We start from the raw sequence: 18,823 nt of genomic DNA on the forward strand, positions 1-18,823 counted from the left end.
AAGGGCGTTCACAAGGATATGTGGAGTTGGATAGTGAGCAATTACCTACCAGCAGGAGCATTTTGAAAACAGAGCCGCGCTTGGGAGCGTTGCTTGCACTGGTAAGCTTGTTGGTGTTGGGCATGCCATGCGTGGAAGCACGTACGCTGTCCCAGATTCGGGAAAGCGGCGTCCTGCGCATATGCGTGGCTGGCTCAAGCGCTTCTTTCTACCGGACTAACGCGGAGGCGTTCGCGCGGTCACTCGGTTTACGCCCACAGGTAACGGAACTGCCGAGTTTCGATGCGCAGTTTCACGACGATCGGGGCGAGACCGTACGCGAGGCAAGCTACGACCCGAAGCTACTCGCCGAAGGCCGCTGTGATCTTTATCCAAATGACTTGCAGATCGTCCCTTGGCGCGAAACGAAGATGTTGCTCGTGCCCTATTACCGGGTACGCAACCTGGTCATCGCCCATCGCTCCAACCAGTCCCTTGGCAACGAGGTGTCTGATCTGCTCGGTCTGACGGCGGCAGTGCAGAAGGGTACGGGCTACGAGCAGTGGATCGATGAAGCCAACCGCGGTCCTCTATCCAGTCAGCCGGTCAGAATCGTCTATGCGCCAACCGAGCAGGCGGTGAAACTGGTAGCCGATGCGAAGGTGGACTTCACGGTGTTGGGTAGTGAAAGCGCGCTGCGCTGGGCTCGTGAAGATCCCGAACGTCTCTCCATTGCGTTTCCGGTCAGCGAAGCGACCAGCGTTGGGTGGGGTGTTGCGCGCAACGCGCCGGATCTCGCACGAGCGCTGGAGCAGTTCTTCCAGTCCAGCAATCGCATTGATTCGCCGCTCGATGCGAGCTGGCGGCGGTACTATCGCGTATCGCTCATGGAATACCGGCTGTTCGAGGAGTCCCTCAACGAGGACGGCCTCGATATTAAAACCGTAATGAGCTGGGCGATACCGAGCTTGGTCGCGGTCCTGCTGTTGCTCGGCGCCATGCTGGCCTGGAACCGACGCCTCAACCGGGAAGTAGACGAGCGCAAGCGCGTTGCCGCAGAGCTAGCCGAGCGCGAGGCTTTCACCCGCGTGCTCATGGATACCAGCCCCGCCAGCCTGGTGCTGGCAGATCGGAACGGAGCTGTCAGGGAAGTAAGCCAACGCTTTTCGCAGGCGACCGGTTATGTCAGCGAGGACCTGCTCGGGCGCAACGCCACGAGCCTGTATTTCGACCCTGAGGAGCGCGAACGCTTCCTCGAACTGCTGACACGAAACGGCAAGGTCGAAAACTTCGAGACCCGCCTGCGGCACAAAAATGGATCAATTCTCTGGGTTCTGGTCGGTGCATCATTCGTGACAATCCACGGTGAGACCCTGGTCGCCAGTTGGGTGCGCGATGTCACGGATCATCATGCGGCAGCAGTGGCGCTTAGCGAAGAACGCGCGCGGCTGCAGGCAATCCTCGATACGAGTCCAATCAACATAGCCTTTTCTACCCAGGGCGTGATCCGCTTCGCCAACCCCCGCTTCTGTGAAACGTTCGGCGTAGGCGTCGGTGACGCTGCTTCGCAGATTTACGCGAATGGGCATGATCGCGAAGCCATCGTCGAACGCCTCACGGACGACGGCATCGCAAAGGACCAGGAAGTACCGATGCGTGACCGGCAGGGACGCGAACGCACCATGCTTGTCACCTACCTGCCAATCCAGATCCAGGGGGAGCAAGGGCTGCTCGGCTGGCTGCAGGACATCACCGAGCGTAAGGCAGCAGAGCACGCGCAGCAGCGGGCGAAGGAGATTGCTGAAGAGGCGACGCGGGCAAAAAGCGACTTCCTTGCAAACATGAGTCACGAAATCCGCACGCCCATGAACGCGATCATCGGCATGTCTTACCTTGCGCTGAAGACTTCTCTGGACCAGCGGCAGCGCGATTATGTCTCGAAGATCCACAACGCGGGCACTTCGCTGCTTGGCATCATCAACGACATCCTCGACTTCTCCAAGATCGAGGCCGGCAAGCTTAGCGTCGAGGCAGTGCCATTTGAGATAGACGCAGTGCTCGACAACGTGTCCTCGCTGATTGCGCAAAAGGCCTACGACAGGGGCATTGAGCTGCTGTTCGACCGGGCGTCGGACGTTCCCGATACGCTGCTTGGAGATCCGCTGCGTCTGGGCCAGGTCATCCTGAACCTGGTAGGCAACGCAGTGAAATTTACCGAACAGGGGCAGGTGACGGTCGTGGTTCGCAACCTGGGCCGCACCGGCGACAAAGTTCAACTGCAGGTTCGTGTCCGCGATACCGGTATCGGCATGACTCCCGAGCAAACCGGGCGACTCTTTGAGGCCTTTGCCCAAGCCGATAGCTCCACAACGCGACAATTCGGCGGTACCGGCCTGGGCCTTGCCATCTCGAAGCGCATCGTCGAGCTGATGGGCGGAACGATCGCGGTTGACTCAGAACCGGGCAACGGCAGCACTTTCTCTTTCAGCGTCTGGCTTGGTCTTGACCAGCACATGCGTACGCAGCGCCAGATTGTCCCTGCGGAGCTCGCCGGAGCGCGCGTCCTGGTCGTCGATGACAATGCCGACGCGCGCCAGATCCTTTCCGACATGCTTCGCGTAGCGGGGCTTTCGCCGGTCGCGGTGGCGTCAGGCGAGGCTGCTCTGGAGAGCCTTCGCGGTGCTTCGGCCGACCACCCATTCCTGGCGCTATTGGTGGATTGGCAAATGCCAGAGATGGATGGCATCGAGACGACGCGCCGGGCGCTTGGCCTGCAGCCTGCACTGTACGCCGTCATGGTCAGTGCATTTGGGCATGACGAAATGCACGCCGCTGCGCAAGCGGCCGGCATTCGCGCGTTCCTGGTCAAGCCGGTCAACCAGTCCTCGCTGGTAGAGGTACTGATCAACTTATTCGCGCCGCAAACGGGCGTGGTGGCGCTAACCGTACCCATTGCGCAGGCGAAGGTGCTCGCCGGAGTGCGCCTGCTCGTCGCGGAGGACAACGAAATCAACCAACAGATTGCCAGGGAGCTTCTCGAGGCTGCCGGTGCCCTGGTGGAAGTTGCCGGCAACGGCTGCGAGGCGCTGTCGATGTTGGCTGCAGCGCAATACGACGCGGTGCTGATGGACGTACAGATGCCGCAGATGGATGGTCTCGAGACGACCCGGCGTATTCGCGTCGGGCCTCACTGCGCACAGATCCCGGTGATTGCTATGACCGCACATGCCAGGGTCGAGGACCGGGAGCGCTGCATCGAGGCGGGCATGGTCGACCATGTGACCAAGCCCGTGGATCCGCAAGCACTCATCGCCACGGTTCTGCGCTGGGTCGTACCTCGGTCGGCTGCAGTGGAGCCGTCCAGCGCCGCATCGGGCGAGGAGCGCCTACCGGACATTCCAGGGCTAGATAGCGCCGACGGACTGAGGCGAGTGGCGGGCAATCGCCAGCTATACATCAAGCTGCTGGGTCAATTTGCCGACCGCAGGGCTATGGAAGGGCAAGCGCTGGGGAACGCGCTACGCGCGGGTGATCGGGCGACGGCCGAGCGAATGGCCCACACCGTGAAAGGCGTTGCAGGCAACCTCGGTTTCAGCGGCCTGCAAGCCATGGCCGGTAAGCTGGAAACCGCGATCAGGGCACACGCTGAGTCGGACGCATTGGTGAATGAATTGATCGAGGCGCTCTCGCTGGCCGTGCATGCAATCCGTCAAGCGCTGGGTAGCGGCCAGGCAGCACCGGCGGTGGTATCGAGCGTCGACTGGGCACAGCATGCCATAGCGCTCATCCACCTGCTGGAGGCCAATGACGGAGCAGCGCCGGATTATATGGAACAGTATGCGGATTCGTTGCGCGGAGCACTCGGCCAGGACAGTTTCGAGCAGTTGATGAATGAGGTGAACAACTTTGACTTCGAGGCCGCACGGCTAACCCTCAAACGTGCATCGACGAACCGCGATACCCCGTGCTGGAGGGAGCATCATGAGTGAAACGCTAAACTACTCACTTCGCCCGATCATCCTCATTGTCGATGATACGCCGGAGAACATTACGCTGATCAATGGCCTGCTGAAGGACATCTACCGCACGCGGGTTGCCATCAGCGGTGAGCGCGCGCTGAAGGCAGCGGTGCAGGAGCCTCGCCCGGATCTGATTCTGCTCGACATCATGATGCCTGATCTGTCGGGGTATGAGGTGGCAGAGCAGCTCAAGCGCGATCCGCGCACCGCTCATATTCCGATAATCTTCATCACCGCCATGGCAACAATGGAAGACGAGATCCTGGGTTTGCAGATGGGCGCCGTGGACTACATCACCAAGCCGATCAACCCACCCATCGTGCTGGCACGGGTGGAAACCCAATTGAAGATCAAGGCGGCCGCCGACTTTTTGCGTGATCAGAAGGCTTACCTTGAGCAGGAAGTCCAGCGCCGCACCGCCGAGGTCATCGCCATCCAGGATGTGACCATTCAGGCCATGACCTCGCTGGCCGAAACCCGCGACAATGAGACGGGTAACCACATTCGACGAACTCAGCACTACGTCAGACTACTGGCCGAGATGCTTCGCGAACATCCGAGGTTCCAGCAGTTTCTCAATGACGAAAGTATCCGCCTGCTGTTTAAGTCAGCTCCGTTGCATGACATCGGCAAGATCGGCATCCCCGATGACATACTGCTCAAGCCGGGGCGCCTCACGCCGGAAGAGTTCGAGACGATGAAGACCCATACGGTACTGGGACGCGATGCAATCCGGCATGCCGAAGAGCAGTTGGGCACCTCGGTGGGATTTCTGCGCCTGGCCAAGGAGATCGCCTACAGCCACCACGAGAAGTGGGATGGTACCGGTTATCCCGATGGGCTGAGTGCCGATGACATCCCCATCAGCGCCAGGCTCATGGCATTGGCGGATGTCTATGACGCGCTGATTAGCCGACGCGTATACAAGAAAGGCATGTCACACGATCAGGCGCTGGAGATAATCCGCCAGGGATGTGCTACGCATTTCGATCCAGATATTTGCGAGGTTTTCCTGGCCAACCATGAGCAATTCCAGGCTATCGCGGTGCGTTTTGCTGATCGCGGTCAGGATGGCTAATGAACGCGTCGCCGTGAAATCAATGCCATGTACGGGACAACCACCGTTTCGCGGATCGCGTGCTGGCTGACCAGGGCGCTCAAGGTGTCTGACTGGATCGCTTCACCATTCATGGCGCCAGATCCCGCCGGCGGCGTGCTGCGGCGTCTTCAACAGCGATAAACAACCGCTCAATCGTAGCGGGGGTTAGCGCACGTGCGGCTTCCACCCCCTCCACAAAACCTTCTGCGCGCTCTTCGGCCAGTGCCAAGGCAGGCACATCTGCTGCGCGGCCGAGGCGTGCCAGGTGATTGGCGAGTTTGGTGCGGACCAGATCGGGCATGCTGACACCATTGCGCGAGAATACGACGCTCATTCTTTCACCCATTATTGTTGAGGTGAGGGATAACGCCAGGAAGGCGCTTCCTGATCGAATTAGCGGTCACTGCGTAAAACCACCGCTGTGGGGGTTGGTCTACCAGCGCAGGGGGGGCTGGTTTTCACCGGCCCACAAAAAAGCCCCCACACTGGCTTCAAGTGTAGGGGCCTTTTGAACATAAGCGGCGTTATTGGCAATCGCCAACTTAGCGAGCATCCATCTCGATGGGCTCGACATATTTAAACACTCGAATGGATTAACCGAGACACAGGTTTATTTTTTTCGCGCCTTCACTAATAAACACGATTTATACACGTTTTGGCGCAGTGCTTCGTTAATCATAGCCAACGAAACACACCGTCTGCATTTTGGGCAAATCGAGCGAAAAATAGTCTCAGGCGATAAACAGGCGTCGCCGATATCAGGGTTTAAAGGGTGGTAGCACTTAGTGCAGACGCGATACGTTTCTCTAAAATTCATACCGATTTCCGCGAGTGGACATACAAATGAAATTGATAAAGAAACATTCGATTTTTATCAAAAATAAATCAGTCAATTGGCACGAACGGTACCTGATGAGCTAATTTCGTAAATGGCGTTGACGCTCACAATTGAGCACTCAGATCTGCACCATACCCCTCGTCAACCTAAACGCGGCAGCTCGGAAGGTACGCCACACTTAGGGGATAACCGGCCTCTAATAATAAATCGTCTCCGAAGCGGGCTGGACTGGTGCGTTCAAACCGTGCGCTATGGCAGGTTTATAGCGGCCTAGGACTACCGATCAGGTCTTTCTTGAAGGCACGAATTTCGCACCAAATAGGGGCGCCAGTCCCATGGCGGTCCCATGGAGCTATTTTTCGGGTGCAAAAAACCGCAAACCCCCGATTTTCTCTAGGAAAATCAGGGGTTTGCGTTCTCGTAATTTGGCGGTGAAGGAGAGATTCGAATCCTCATCACCTCACGTGTCCACAGCCTCCGATTCAGCGCCTAAGCAATGACTGCTATTGGCCGATTTATGCCTGTTGCGAAGGGCCGCTTTTGGCCGATTTCTGCCTGTCGCGACCGGTTGAAACCGATATCGTCGCGACGATTCAGCCACAAAATTTTCAGCTTTTACGCAATGCGCCTCCTCTTTTGCTGTCTGTAACCCTGACTCCGCAAAAGGAAAGGCTTCATGTCGATACGCCCTCTGCTCTGCCTGCTTGCATTGCCGTTGTTCGCAGGCTGCCAGTTTTTGCCCCATACCAACTACTTTACCGCGCCCGAAAACGAGCCCAACCCTGCCTGGGTACGTATCGTCGACTACACGCAGCACGCCGAAATTTACCAATACGAAAACGGCAAACGTTCGGGCGGCGCCGTTCGCACCGGCCCCCTGCCGTTCACCCACACACAGGACGTGGGCATGCCAAAGGCAGGGCAAGACCTTACATGGGACTATTACGAAACGCAGATCCGACCCGGTATCGAAACGCAAGTGGATCTATTCTGGGAGGGGACACGCACTCGTTCCTGCTATGTCTCGACTAAGTTCACGCCCCAAGCCGGACGCTATTACCAGTTCAGGCTGACATCCGGCTCATCAGGCAACTGTAGGTTATACGCATCACTGATCGAGCGCGACAAGGAAGGAAGCGGTTGGCATCTCACGCCAAACCCGCAGGTGACCTATAACGGCGATGGACCGACGGCCAAAACCCATTACGAGAACAGCCGCTTTGAGAACCCCAATTATCGTCCACCCGCGGATCTCTATCCGGGGATAGACGTTTACTAAACAGGTAAACGACTACAAGGAATCGTTGATTGGCTAGCGCAAAATACTTCCGAATGATCGGTGAGCGAGCCTCAGAGGATCTGTTTGCATGGTCGGCATTTGTCGTGCAAACAGAATTCCTATGGCAAGACACGGCGTCAGTCCAGGACGCCGTCGCTTGGCAGCGTGTTTGGTTCGAGCTGGAAATACTCAACGGGCTTGCATTGGCGCAATGGGAGGATGAGGGAAAGCCTGATAACTGGTCGTGCCGCTGGAACGCCGACTATCGACAAGAAGCGGCGGTCCTGGCGAATGAGTTGTTGGAGCTGCTGTGCGATGCAGTCTGTTCAAAACATGCCGAATAGAAACTCGGCTGCTCAATGAACCTTTGTCTTTGGGGACTTGTCATTACGAAAATGGGCATGACCCGGTATATCCGGCTAGACCTGTCGCAAGGTGAGTATATGGAAGACATAGATGATTTTAGATTTAGATGCCACGAGCTACTAGTTGAGCTTGATGCCGCCAATACCAAAATGATGATGATGGTGGTCTCGAAGAGAGTTTCAGGGCCTGATTGGGATGAGGAAGTCAAAAAGCATCATGAAACATACAAGGCCTGGAACTCTTTTCTTCATCCCGTTACCGTCCCTCCAGACGATCAGCATTAGTTCTTATTAAGTGGCCAGAAGGTTCCCGAACAATGGGGCTGGGCACGACCAAGTGTTGTAAATGCTTCTATCGTATCGGGCCGGAATCAGTCTGGGGTATCGCCATTGCCAGCTTTGAGTCGAAAGCGGCTTTTAGTAAATGGCGGCTAATGGCCCAGAGTGTGTAAAAACGCTTCACCAAAATTTAAGTGTCCGCGTCTACGTCAAATCTGAAGTTTATCGGTACGTCAGCAGATGTGGATTTTGCGTAGAAACGCGATTTTCGGTTCGGTTTTGAGTACCTGTCGCGCTCAAAAACGTTTTTCCACAGCCTCGGCCAAAAGCAGCCATTCATAATCCCTTAAGGTATAGGGATGCTAACCTCGCTAGGCCAAACTGAGGCAAGGCACCTGAGAGATTCCGGGGATCAAAAAATGGAAGAAACACTCTCCTCTACATTTATGCGCACCAAAGGGAAGCCCATAAGTTTCAATGGAAAAACTATCGTTGCGATAATGGAGATCAAGATCACAGAACCCAGAACCGTCTTTTCAGTTCGTCGATTGGGCGCTACGAACGGTCGAGTGCAAGGATTGGCATTAAAGATGATGGGCGGGCAAATCGTCGTCGAAGGCTCTGGCAACGGCTGTCCCGAAATAGTTTTGTGGTCTGATACCAGTCCCGATGCTTTGGAGATAGAAGTGTTTTCTAAAGGTGGAAACGTTCTAAAAATCTGGAACGTCTGGAAGAGCGCTTTTGGCATGAATGCATGGGTTGGCAATGCTGGAATTCACGTCCACGGGACCGATGGCACGATGACGTTGGAATGTAGCGACGGGGTGGGTGATGTCGACTTCTCCGATTATGTGGTTGTTGTGGAAAAACGATAATGCACGGAGTTATGTCGGCTTTGGGTCGACTCCCGCCCATAGTGAACGGCGGAGGTCGTTCAAACCCCTAGCCAAATACACTGTCGCGAAGATCGCACTCAAAAATTTTGGTGCAAGTGTGCAGCCAAGGAAAAGGGAGGATTCATGAGTCTTGATCTGTGCTTGGAAGCTGATAGTACGCTCACAATTTCGACGCTGAGCAAGGCAGTTGCGAATGCCGGTGCTTGGGAAATAGAGGTCGCAGGAAATGGGCTATACGCTGAATTTACCTCGGGACTTAAATTGAGTACCAATGACGTACTCGATGCCCCTACGATTTATGCTGAGAATACAATGGGTATCGACTTCCCTGTCGCTGTGCGTTGCACCATCAGAATTAAAGGGCCCGAACCAGAGGGGGAGTCGGCTATGGAAGATCTGAATAAAATCGCTCGGTCCATATCTCAGTCGTGTTCGGCTTTCTTTCTTATTAGCTTTCAGTTCGAAAAAACCTTGTACTGGCGGGATGCGACAGGGCTGCATCGTCCTTGAGGTAGGTGCCTGCGCGTCCTCTTTCAGACATTTCCGAATGGTGTTTTTTCGGACGAAAACGCCCCTGAATTGAGGAGCTGCTTTTGGCCGATCTCTGACTGTCGCCACCGTCAGCTTTGGGTCGGTTTCAGCCGGTCGCGACAGGCAGAAATCGGCCAGAAGCGGTCATTCATACGCGTCTACCAAGTTGGCATTCAGAACGGCGCGACAGGCTAGAACCTACTATTCAGTGCAGTCGTCCTGTAAATCGCTCTTCAGGGGATCCGGCAGCTAAAACGGCTTCGGCTTTTATCAGCGTGCCATCGAAATCTGCCGGCTTATCCAGCCCTATCCGTGCGCTGGTGCAGTAAAGCGTTTCATAACCAAGTCCCGCTAACACCGGACAAGTGGTCTGAATACACGGGGAGTCGATCACGCTGTCAACTTTGCCGTCAGTCGCGTAACGCACGACTCTGCTACCGCCCCATTCCGCATTCCAGAGAAAGCCCTGCGCATCAATACAAGAACCGTTTGGAGCACCCTGACCGTTGACTGTAGTGAATACACGCTGGTTTTCTAGCGACGGGTAATCGCAGCAGAAAATGCATCCTTGCAGGGAGTCCGCGTAATACATGGTGGAACCGTCCGGGCTAAAACAGATGCTGTTCGGGATCGCCACTTCGGGAAGGTCCAGCGTTTCAGTCTTGAGCGTCGCGGCATTGAACCGGTGAAATCGCCCTATAGTTTGCACCGCCTCACCGGCATCCATAGTGCTAAACACAAAGTTGCCCATACGGTCGCAGCGGCCATCATTGACCCGGGTTCCGGGTACTCCAGGCGTGATGGTAATTTTGGTGAAGCGAAGAGTACTCAGGTTGTAATAACCTAGGCAGGAGGCCAATCCCATTAGCAATACGTCTGTATTGGTCGTAAGGGCGAACGACCCCAGCGGCTCGGGCACTCGCCAGTGCTGTACTTCACCGCTCACGGGGTCCAGAGCAAGCAGTTCGCAACCAGGGATATCGGTCCAGAACAGGCGTTCCGTTCTTTCACACCAGACAGGGCACTCGCCAAGAAGACTGGTGGTGCCGCTTAGGGTTTTAAACATGGTTGCGTCCTACGAAACAGGATGGGGCAAACAAGGCAGTCAGTTGGAGAAAAGCGCTGACCACCTGTCACCGAACAGGGCGATGGCCAGTCCTGCGAGCATCACCATCGACCCGGCCAACTTGATGAGAGACACCGGCCTTTCCGATGCCCCCATCAATCCGAAATGATCGATAACCAGTGAGGAGATAATCTGACCTGCGATAGCGAGGCCCAGCAGGGCTGACAGGCCGATTTTTGGCGCAAGCACCACATAACTAAGCAAGGCACCGGCACCCAGCAGACCGCCCAGCAGGCTCCACCAGGGCTGGGCAGGTATAGCCGCCAGTGAGGCCACTATCCCGCCACGCATCAATGAAAAGACGCCCAGGCACACCGCTCCGGCAGTAAATGAGAACAGCGCCGCCGCTACGGAATCTCCACCCACACCTTTAGCGAGTTGACCATTCAGCGTGGTCTGCAGGGTAATGCCAAGCCCCGCGGCGATGGCCAGCAGGTAGTAAGCTGCGTTCATTTCGCGCCTCCTTACTTGGCTGACTCAAGCGGCATGAATGTCTCGGCAAAAATATCCGGCTGGTAGCCTGCGGCAGCAAACAGATGCTCACGGGATTCGTCGATTGCTGCACGCAGCCTTTCGCTGTCCACGCCCAGCACCTTGCCGCCGCGCTTGACGATGCGCCCGCCAATCATGACCGTGTCGACATTGCTGCGTTCGGCCGCGTGTACCACGGTGCCGAATGCGTTACCCGACGGGTAAAGGTTGATGTCCTGCGCATTGATAAGGATCAGGTCGGCCTGTTTGCCGGGGGCCAGGGTGCCGACTTTGTCCTGCAATCCTGCACAGGTGGCGCCGTCAAGAGTGGCGGCTTTGAGCAGGCCATGAGCCGGCAGGGTCACCGGATGATGCTCTGCGCCGCAGCAGCGCTGCTGGTGCATGCCCATGACGCGTTGCAGGTAGAACGCCACCCGCATCTCCATGAACATGTCACCGCTATAGGAGGTTTCGTTATCGACACTCAGCCCCGGGCTGATGCCGTGACGCTGGGCCGACTGCATGGCGAACATTCCATCTTCAATGCCGTAGTGGGCATCTGAACGCGGGCATACGTTGACCCGCACGCCAGCCTCGCGAATGATTTTCCAGCCGGCGTCCGGCAGCGAGGTGCAGTGGTTGAAGATGTTATCGGGGCGCAGCAGGCCCTCGCGATGCAAACCCTCCAACTCAGCTGCCATGTCCCCGCCAAAAAATTCGGTGATGATCGGCAGCCCCAGACGCCTGGCCTCAGCCCACAGCTCAGGTTCAAGCTGCGCCATCACCGCCAGCGAGAGCAGCGGGTTGTCACCGTTATTGACGTATTTTTCCTGGAGACGCTCCAGGTTGCCGGGCCAGTGGGCTTTGTCCCACTCACCGGAAACTGGCGCACCGGAGGCGTGTACAGATCGGATACCAGCATCAAGCAGCGCCTCTACCGCAGCATCGGAGTGCGCGCCGGTACGGCTGTTGTGCGAGTTATCGACCACGGTCGTGATGCCCGCATCGATGCAGCCCAATGCAGTCAGCAGGTTGCCAATATACATATCAGCCGGGCGATAGTATTTGGCGAACGAGAAGTGCGTGGCGTTGCAGTAGTCTTCCAGGGTTTCGGCATTCGGGTTGATTCGACGCAGTTGGCCCTCCCAGGAGTGACGATGCGTATCGACCATGCCGGGCATGGCAATCATGCCGGATGCCTCGATAACAACAGCGTCGCCGGCCTCAATGTTTTCACTTATGGCCGTGATGGTGCTGCCTTCGATAAGGATATCGCCGCGCGCCAGATTGCCGATATCTCCATCCATGCTCAGCACAGTGGCGCCGCGGATAAGGGTGCGGGCGGCCGGAGCGGCCGGGGCCTGCACGATGCTGCGGTTATATTCAGCCATTTTCTGTACACCTCTTCAAATTTCGTTGGAAGCAATGTACGCAATGCGGTACTGCGGGAAAAAGATGGTTAAACTGTTTTTATTATTCAATATTTACGAATAATAACGACTTCCCCCGATCACTGCTTTGAGGCTGCTAACAGTCATGGACCGTATTCAAGCGATGCAGGTTTTCGTTCGTGTGGCTGAAGCAGAAAGCTTTATTCAGGCGGCGCAGACGCTCTCTTTGCCAGCCTCGACAGTGACCAGCAGCGTTAAAAATCTTGAGAAGTACTTGCAGGTGCGCCTGCTGAACAGAACAACGCGGCGGGTCAGCCTGACGTCTGAGGGCGCACAATATCTGGCGCAGTGCCGGGAAATATTGGAGCTGATTGAACACACAGAGACCAGTCTGACGGATTCCGTAAAACGGCCACAGGGCCGTTTGCGTGTCGATATGCCGGGTGGCATTGCACACTTCATCGTCATGCCAAACCTGCAAGACTTCTACAGGCGCTACCCGGATATCTACCTGATGATAGGCGTCAACGATCGGCAGGTTGATCTGGTGCAAGAGGGTGTCGATTGCGTCATTCGTACAGGCGAGCTCGATGACTCAACGCTCGTTGCGCGCCCACTCGGCCGGTTTCGCTGGGTTACGTGTGCTTCTGTCGCCTATCTCGAAGAAAACGGTACTCCGCAAATTCCGCAAGATTTGTCTCACCACCGGGCCATCCATTACTTCTCGGGCCGCGCAAGACAAGCAGGTGAAATGCGCTTCGCCCGTGGCACCGAAAAGATCTCAGTCCCGGTGAACGGCACAGCGGCTGTCAACGAGACTGGGCTTTACATCAAAATGTGCCTTGAAGGCTTCGGGCTGGTGCAGCTCGCCGAGAACGTAGTCAGCGAGCATCTGCGAGAAGGGCGGCTGGTCGAAGTGCTTGCTGACTGGCAGCCTGCATCGGTTCCTGTGCATCTGCTATACCCGCATCAGCGCTTTCTATCGCCAGCCGTGAGCGCATTCGCGGACTGGATTGCCGGGCTTGTTCGCGACGATGATTCAGCAGGTTCAAGTTGAACATTGCGCCCGGCCAGCATGCCGGTGAATGCGCCGGCTACGGAGATTGCGGCTGTGATCAGCAGCGGTGCTGTCCAGCTACCGGTCCAGTCGTGCAGTTGGCCCAGCAGCAAGGGGCCTGCGGCTGCCATCAGGTAGCCGACGCACTGTGCCATTCCTGAAAGTGCCGCCGTGTCACCGGCATTTTTTGTGCGCAAGCCGATGAAGGTCAGGCCGAGCATCATGCTGGCACCAGAGCCGAAGCCCAGGAACGCGGCCCACAACATGGCGTAGTCTGGCGCGGAAATGAGCCCGATCAGGGATGAGGCGGTTAACAGGCTGACGGTAGCGGCTGCCAGTTTCTGGTCTTTGAGACGGCGAAGCGTGGCCGCCAGAATCAGGCCGGGAATGGCCGTGGTCAGTTGAAGCGTGCCGTGTACCGTGCCTGCTTGCTCCGGGGATATGCCATGGTCCATCAGAATGGTCGGCAGCCAGCCGACGGCGACATAAAAAGGCATCGCGTTCAGCCCCATGAACAGTGTGACCTGCCATGCCAGCGGCGAACGCCAGACGGCCACGGTTGGCGCTTGTTTCGGACCTGACAGATTTACGTGTTCGTGTTTTTTCAACTGCGGCAGCCACACCACCAGCGCCAACAACGGGGCTGCGACCAACAAACTCAGGGCAATCGGCCATCCCCATGATTGGGTCAGCGGAATTATTACAGCTGAACCGACAGCGCCCGCTGCACCCATCGTGATGGAATAAGCGCCGGTCATGGACGCCATTTTTGTCGAGAAGTCGCGTTTGATCAGGCCGGGCAGCAGCACGTTGCCCAGGGCGATCCCAGTGCCTATCAATATCGTACCGGCGTACAAGGCCCAAGCGCTGCCTGAGGAGCGGAGCAGGATGCCCGCTGAAATGACCAACAGTGCACCGAAAAGCGTGCGCTCGATGCCGAACCTGCGGGCGACCGATGCGCTGAGCGGGGAGAAGGCGGCAAAGGCAAGTAATGGCAGTGAAGTAAGCAGGCCTAGAGCTGAGGCGCTCAAGCCAAAATCATTCTGGATCAGCGGCAAAACGGGCGCGATGCTGGTAAAGGGAACGCGCAGGTTCACGGCGATAAGCAGAATGCCTGCGACGAGCGCGATGGCATGCCACTTGTTTTTTGTATCTGACATATTCTTTATCTGTCCTCTTGAAAGAAGACAACTGTAGAGAACTTCAGGCCCGTATAATATAGATATCAAGACACCCGATACCTAAATTATGCCAAGCTCAAAAAATATCGTTTCCTCGCCGGAAGATTTCGATTCAGACCTTTTCGCCCAGGCAGCGATTGCCCTCAAGGTTGCGCCTGACCTCAATGATTCGGGTGCCCGCCCGCATGATCATCGTAAAGGCCAGCTGATCCTGTCTTTGCATGGCGCAGTGAGCTGTGAGGTGCAAAATGCACTCTGGCTTGTCCCTCCCCAGCACGCCGTATGGATCCCTGGCGGCACGCCGCACAGTTGCCGAGTGACCGCAAACGCCCGGACCTGCTTTCTGTTCGTTGAGCCCGGTGCGGCAGCCATGCCTGAAGAATGCTGCACGGTTGCCATTACGCCCCTTGTTCGGGAGATGGTCCTGCATCTCGCTGAACAGGAACCTGCTTACCATTCCAAGGGCAAGACAGCTCGGCTGGTTGCAGTGCTGCTTGAGCAGCTTTCCGATGCCCCGCTGAAAGAGCTGCATTTGCCGATATCAGACCACCCCAAGATCAAACAAATCGCGGATACGCTCTTCTCAGATCCAGGCGACCGAACCACGTTGCGCGAGTGGGCCACTCGGCTTGCAACCAGTGAACGAACGCTGGCCAGGCTTGTAGAAAGCACGACCGGACTGAGCTTCGGACGCTGGCGTCAACAATTGCATTTGATGATCGCACTGAGTCATTTGGCGGAGGGGGTATCCGTGCAACGTGTGGCGGGCATCCTGGGATATGACTCTGTTAATGCATTCATCACTATGTTCAAGAAAGCACTGGGTAAACCGCCTACTCAGTATTTTTCCTCTCTGCGCTAGTGCTCTGCTGGCTGATACAAAGCGCCGAGGCTGTAGAACGATCTGTCTGCTATTGGCCGATTCTGTTGAAAAAGTCGGATTTTCAGATCGCCTGAACTCAGGCACGACCACCACCGGAGAACCTACTCACCACATTGAGTGGTTTTTCGGCCCTTCGGTGACCTTTGCTGCTCTGTTATTGGGTTAAATTGAGGTTTTTTGCTTGGTGCAGGCGCACCTATCCCGTGACTGGTGGCCCTTGAGATGAAAATTTGGCCAGCCGTCGCAGGTTCTGCACCGCAGCGGCCAGCGTGAATTCATCCGTCGCGCCACTCATGCCACGTAGCCGCAGGCGATCCAATTTCAGGATGCGCTTGAGGTGGGCAAACAACATTTCGACCTTTTTACGTTCGTGGCGAGAGCGCTGATATTCCGGCGTTGCTGCAATGCGCCGAGCCACATCGCGAGCGGCTTCATGGACGCTGCGAGCGATCTTGCGGAACGCGGTGTTCGGGCAACACGTAGCGCAGTCGGTCTGCCGGGATCGGAAGATAATGGTGTTGGCTTTGGTGACGTGTGAACGCTCATTCTTGAAGGCTCGCCATTCGCTGCGCAATGGGTTGCCGGCCGGGCAGCGGTATTCCTCAGCCTCTTCATTCCAGTGGAAATCGTTGCTCGAAAAACTGTCGTTCTTGCGCTCGGTTTTGTCCCACACCGGCACATGCGGCTCGATGTCTTTTTCCTCCACCATCCAGGCCAGCATCGGCGCTGTACCGTAAGCAGTATCGCCAATGAGGCGCTCCGGCTTGATGTCGAACTGCGCTTCAACCCGTTCGATCATCGTCTTGGTGCTCTCGACTTCTGCGGTTCGATGAGCCGGTGTGGGTTCCACATCCATGATCACGCCGTGCTCTGTATCGATCAGATAATTCGTGGAGTAAGCGTAGAAAGCTGGGCCTCCTGGAGCAGCGGTCCAGCGGGCTTGAGGATCCGTCAGCGACAGGTGCTTCGGCAGCGTTTCGGCCAAAGCCTCTTCATCAAGTGCCTCAAGGTACTCACGCACGGCGCGGGTCCTCAGAACCGGATCGCTCCAGTTGACCGGTTCACCACCCGGTGCGCCGCGCTGCCGACTCGCATCCGCTTTGATAATGCTGGCGTCCACGGCAAAACCTTCGCCCTTGACCAGACCAGCGTCCATGCAGCGACGCAGTACTTCATTGAACAACCAGCGAAACAGATCACTGTCCCGAAAACGGCCGTGTCGATTTTTGGAAAAGGTCGAGTGGTTGGGGACTTCATCTTCAAGGCTCAATCGGCAGAACCAGCGATACGCCAGGTTCAAATGGGCCTCTTCGCACAACCTCCGTTCGGAGCGGATGCCATAGCAGTAGCCGACGATCAGCATGCGGATCATCAGTTCAGGATCAATCGACGGACGCCCAATCGGGCTATAGAAATCGCCGAGGTAATGGCGCAGGTCGCTCAGATCAAGACACCGATCAATGTTGCGTAGAAGGTGAGTGGCTGGGATGTGATCTTCAAGGTTGAACGAGTAAAACAGCTGCTCCTGCCCACTCGATAACTGTCCCATCATGTTGCGTGCTTCCCTGCTGGCCAATGCGGAGATTTTGCCGGAGGCCAGCCAGGGGAGCTACTTTTTCAACAGAATCGGCCGAGAGCTGTCAGTCATAGTTGCTCCATGTTGTCAGAGCTTCCAAAAAACATTTTTACTGGGCTCTAGCGCAGTATTTTCAGGTCGGAAAAACTAAAATATGCCCCCAGTTTTGCCCCCAGTAGCGCGGGATATGCGGGCGATCGAGATTGGCGATCTCTGAGGCGGAGCAGGGTGGTCGTCGATGGCTTTCAGGGTGACTCCTCATCGGATCTGGCGGGAGGGGGCAGGGCTCATCAAGGACCAGCTAATCCGCTCTTGGTCGAGAACAGCAAATTCGATCGGCTGTGTTCGACCTAATATTTGCATCCGCGTGATTGGTTTGCTGGGCTTGGAGGTGTCTACGAAACCAAGAGCGATTCACTCGCCTACGAGCTGATAGAGCTTTCACTCATGAGTGACTTGAACCGGTACGAGATTGCAGATCAGTTGGTTCGAATTGGGGCGCCCTCGTTAAACCCCGCTGAGGTCTTGCCGTGTCTGCTCGCCAAGGCACATAAGAGGCTCCTCAATGAACCAGATTTTGGACGGATTTTATCGCCGAGTGACCATGCGCAACTGTTCCGTGAAACCACCGCGCAGTTCTGGAAGCATATCGTGCCCATTGTGAAGCTCGGCTTCTGCATTCACTTCATATTCATTTTCATCTTTAGCGTGATGCACTTACCTTCCCTTGCGGTGAGTAATGTATTGAGCGTCCTCGGTTATGCAGCTTGCGTGAAGGCTATTCGCGCAGGACGCTACAGCCTCACCGGCGTATTGATGAGTGTAGAAATTATTCTGCACGCTTTATTGGCAACTTGGGTGCTGGGTTGGGACAGCAATTTTTATTTTTACCTTTACTGCTTAATCCCCATCATCGCGTTCAGTTTTCAAGATGCGCTCTTACCACGATTGTTGCTCTACCTGGCTATCCTGGCCGTGTCGGTGGGTGGTTTCGCCTTGCGTAAACACCTTGGTATCAACTCCGGCGTGGCGCCACAGTGGCTTGAGATATTTGGCGTCGTAAATGTGTTGGCTGCACTTGGCGTGCTGCTGGATTGCACAGCCTTGTCAGTACGCTTCACGCGTTCAATGCAAGCAAAACTGTTTTAGACCGCCAATCGCGATAGCCTGACCAATCTCTATACGCGGCGCCGGGTAATGCATGAGGTGCTGCAGTTAACCGATTCGGGATCGTCAACGATCATCCTGCTGGATATCGATCATTTCAAACAGATCAATGACCGTCTGGGCCATGAGCGGGGCGACTTGATCCTCCAGCGAGTGGCTGAAGCCATCAGCAGTAATTTGCGAGCCACAGATGTGGCTTCACGCTGGGGTGGCGAAGAATTTCTGGTGCTGATGCCTTCCACATCTGCACATGCGGCAAAGGCCGTGGCGGATCGAATCCTGCTGCGGATCCGCGAATGGGTTGGGGAATTGAATGACTCTCCACTTATCGTCACCGCCACCCTGGCCGTGAGCGAAATTCACTATGGAGAAAGCTTTGGAAGCGCCCTCAATCGCGCGGATCAGGCGTTGTATCGAGGCAAACATCAGGAGCGTAACCAGGTAATTTTTGCGAGTTGAGTAGCAATTTCACTAACAGCGAGCGTTGTGCGGTTCATGGCGATTCAACGGTTTCATCAGCAAGTACATGGGGTATGGCTGGGGGCGTCTGCATATCGTCAGCGGGGGCCGTTTCTTGACGTTTTCGGGTTAATGACAGTGGGTTGCCTTTGAGCCTCATCAACTTTGAACTAATCATTACCAGAGCCGCCCTAATTCCGTGAAGGTTGCCTCAAGCCCAGGTTTAT

At 56.1% G+C, this 18,823-nt stretch carries 15 protein-coding genes and 1 pseudogene; 10 read left to right on the forward strand and 6 right to left on the reverse strand.

The window, feature by feature from the left end; all coding sequences use genetic code 11:
- Positions 1-20 precede the first annotated feature (20 nt).
- The gene (locus CXQ82_RS14250; RefSeq protein WP_256581937.1) at positions 21-3,968 is read left to right on the forward strand and encodes a response regulator; all 3,948 of its coding nucleotides are present in this window, start codon (positions 21-23) and stop codon (positions 3,966-3,968) included.
- Entirely contained in the window at positions 3,961-5,076 is a 1,116-nt protein-coding gene (locus tag CXQ82_RS14255; protein WP_058426041.1) for an HD-GYP domain-containing protein, read from the forward strand. The genes CXQ82_RS14250 and CXQ82_RS14255 overlap by 8 nt, the downstream gene beginning before the upstream one ends.
- A 109-nt stretch (positions 5,077-5,185) precedes the next feature.
- Here CXQ82_RS14255 and CXQ82_RS14260 read toward each other — a convergent pair whose 3' ends face one another.
- Positions 5,186-5,431, reverse strand: a complete 246-nt coding sequence (locus CXQ82_RS14260; protein ID WP_058426040.1) for a hypothetical protein — start codon at positions 5,429-5,431, stop codon at positions 5,186-5,188.
- 1,180 nt (positions 5,432-6,611) lie between these two features.
- Between CXQ82_RS14260 and CXQ82_RS14265 the strand changes: the two genes are divergently transcribed.
- The 5 genes from CXQ82_RS14265 (at position 6,612) to CXQ82_RS14285 (ending at position 9,264) form a co-directional block, all read left to right on the forward strand.
- Positions 6,612-7,214, forward strand: a complete 603-nt coding sequence (locus tag CXQ82_RS14265; RefSeq protein WP_015371108.1) for a hypothetical protein — start codon at positions 6,612-6,614, stop codon at positions 7,212-7,214.
- Between the two features lie 29 nt (positions 7,215-7,243).
- A complete protein-coding gene (locus tag CXQ82_RS14270; protein ID WP_015371109.1) occupies positions 7,244-7,558 on the forward strand; it encodes a hypothetical protein in 315 nt (104 codons plus the stop codon).
- 99 nt (positions 7,559-7,657) lie between these two features.
- Positions 7,658-7,864: a hypothetical protein gene (locus CXQ82_RS14275; RefSeq protein WP_068932022.1), complete on the forward strand. Its 207-nt coding sequence runs from the start codon at positions 7,658-7,660 to the stop codon at positions 7,862-7,864.
- 413 nt (positions 7,865-8,277) lie between these two features.
- The gene (locus CXQ82_RS14280) at positions 8,278-8,733 is read left to right on the forward strand and encodes a hypothetical protein (protein ID WP_174556999.1); all 456 of its coding nucleotides are present in this window, start codon (positions 8,278-8,280) and stop codon (positions 8,731-8,733) included.
- Between the two features lie 144 nt (positions 8,734-8,877).
- Positions 8,878-9,264 (forward strand): hypothetical protein, encoded by a 387-nt coding sequence (locus CXQ82_RS14285; protein WP_017530034.1) that lies wholly within the window; start codon positions 8,878-8,880, stop codon positions 9,262-9,264.
- Positions 9,265-9,490: 226 nt separating this feature from the next.
- On the opposite strand, the gene CXQ82_RS14290 is transcribed toward CXQ82_RS14285, so the two are convergent.
- The 3 genes from CXQ82_RS14290 to CXQ82_RS14300 are packed head-to-tail and all read right to left on the reverse strand — an operon-like array spanning position 9,491 to position 12,273.
- Positions 9,491-10,351 (reverse strand): SMP-30/gluconolactonase/LRE family protein, encoded by an 861-nt coding sequence (locus tag CXQ82_RS14290; protein ID WP_101269999.1) that lies wholly within the window; start codon positions 10,349-10,351, stop codon positions 9,491-9,493.
- Between the two features lie 39 nt (positions 10,352-10,390).
- Positions 10,391-10,864, reverse strand: coding sequence for a DMT family transporter (locus tag CXQ82_RS14295; RefSeq protein ID WP_015371102.1), 474 nt, complete (start codon positions 10,862-10,864; stop codon positions 10,391-10,393).
- 11 nt (positions 10,865-10,875) lie between these two features.
- A complete protein-coding gene (locus CXQ82_RS14300; RefSeq protein WP_101270001.1) occupies positions 10,876-12,273 on the reverse strand; it encodes an amidohydrolase family protein in 1,398 nt (465 codons plus the stop codon).
- Between the two features lie 145 nt (positions 12,274-12,418).
- On the opposite strand from CXQ82_RS14300, the gene CXQ82_RS14305 reads away from it, so the two are divergent.
- A complete protein-coding gene (locus CXQ82_RS14305) occupies positions 12,419-13,330 on the forward strand; it encodes a LysR family transcriptional regulator (protein ID WP_101270002.1) in 912 nt (303 codons plus the stop codon).
- Here the strand turns inward: CXQ82_RS14305 and CXQ82_RS14310 are convergent.
- Entirely contained in the window at positions 13,243-14,490 is a 1,248-nt protein-coding gene (locus CXQ82_RS14310; RefSeq protein WP_101270004.1) for an MFS transporter, read from the reverse strand. The genes CXQ82_RS14305 and CXQ82_RS14310 overlap by 88 nt on opposite strands.
- Before the next feature lie 88 nt (positions 14,491-14,578).
- Here CXQ82_RS14310 and CXQ82_RS14315 point away from each other — a divergent pair, with 88 nt between their 5' ends.
- Entirely contained in the window at positions 14,579-15,373 is a 795-nt protein-coding gene (locus CXQ82_RS14315) for a helix-turn-helix domain-containing protein (RefSeq protein ID WP_101270006.1), read from the forward strand.
- Between the two features lie 217 nt (positions 15,374-15,590).
- Here CXQ82_RS14315 and CXQ82_RS14320 read toward each other — a convergent pair whose 3' ends face one another.
- Complete coding sequence (locus tag CXQ82_RS14320) at positions 15,591-16,946, reverse strand: transposase (RefSeq protein ID WP_101270009.1); 1,356 nt, start codon at positions 16,944-16,946, stop codon at positions 15,591-15,593.
- Positions 16,947-17,555: 609 nt separating this feature from the next.
- Between CXQ82_RS14320 and CXQ82_RS14325 the strand changes: the two are divergent.
- A pseudogene (locus tag CXQ82_RS14325) lies at positions 17,556-18,596 on the forward strand (GGDEF domain-containing protein).
- Positions 18,597-18,823 lie beyond the last annotated feature (227 nt).

This window comes from Pseudomonas sp. S09G 359 (assembly GCF_002843605.1).
GTDB lineage: Bacteria > Pseudomonadota > Gammaproteobacteria > Pseudomonadales > Pseudomonadaceae > Aquipseudomonas.

Excerpts from the sequence above, each read along its gene's own strand:
- CXQ82_RS14255 (WP_058426041.1), top strand. The coding sequence starts at position 3,961 with ATGAGTGAAACGCTAAACTACTCACTTCGCCCGATCATCCTCATTGTC.
- CXQ82_RS14260 (WP_058426040.1), bottom strand. The coding sequence starts at position 5,431 with ATGAGCGTCGTATTCTCGCGCAATGGTGTCAGCATGCCCGATCTGGTC.
- CXQ82_RS14265 (WP_015371108.1), top strand. The coding sequence starts at position 6,612 with ATGTCGATACGCCCTCTGCTCTGCCTGCTTGCATTGCCGTTGTTCGCA.
- CXQ82_RS14275 (WP_068932022.1), top strand. The coding sequence starts at position 7,658 with ATGGAAGACATAGATGATTTTAGATTTAGATGCCACGAGCTACTAGTT.
- CXQ82_RS14280 (WP_174556999.1), top strand. The coding sequence starts at position 8,278 with ATGGAAGAAACACTCTCCTCTACATTTATGCGCACCAAAGGGAAGCCC.
- CXQ82_RS14285 (WP_017530034.1), top strand. The coding sequence starts at position 8,878 with ATGAGTCTTGATCTGTGCTTGGAAGCTGATAGTACGCTCACAATTTCG.
- CXQ82_RS14290 (WP_101269999.1), bottom strand. The coding sequence starts at position 10,351 with ATGTTTAAAACCCTAAGCGGCACCACCAGTCTTCTTGGCGAGTGCCCT.
- CXQ82_RS14295 (WP_015371102.1), bottom strand. The coding sequence starts at position 10,864 with ATGAACGCAGCTTACTACCTGCTGGCCATCGCCGCGGGGCTTGGCATT.
- CXQ82_RS14300 (WP_101270001.1), bottom strand. The coding sequence starts at position 12,273 with ATGGCTGAATATAACCGCAGCATCGTGCAGGCCCCGGCCGCTCCGGCC.
- CXQ82_RS14305 (WP_101270002.1), top strand. The coding sequence starts at position 12,419 with ATGGACCGTATTCAAGCGATGCAGGTTTTCGTTCGTGTGGCTGAAGCA.
- CXQ82_RS14310 (WP_101270004.1), bottom strand. The coding sequence starts at position 14,490 with ATGTCAGATACAAAAAACAAGTGGCATGCCATCGCGCTCGTCGCAGGC.
- CXQ82_RS14315 (WP_101270006.1), top strand. The coding sequence starts at position 14,579 with ATGCCAAGCTCAAAAAATATCGTTTCCTCGCCGGAAGATTTCGATTCA.
- CXQ82_RS14320 (WP_101270009.1), bottom strand. The coding sequence starts at position 16,946 with ATGATGGGACAGTTATCGAGTGGGCAGGAGCAGCTGTTTTACTCGTTC.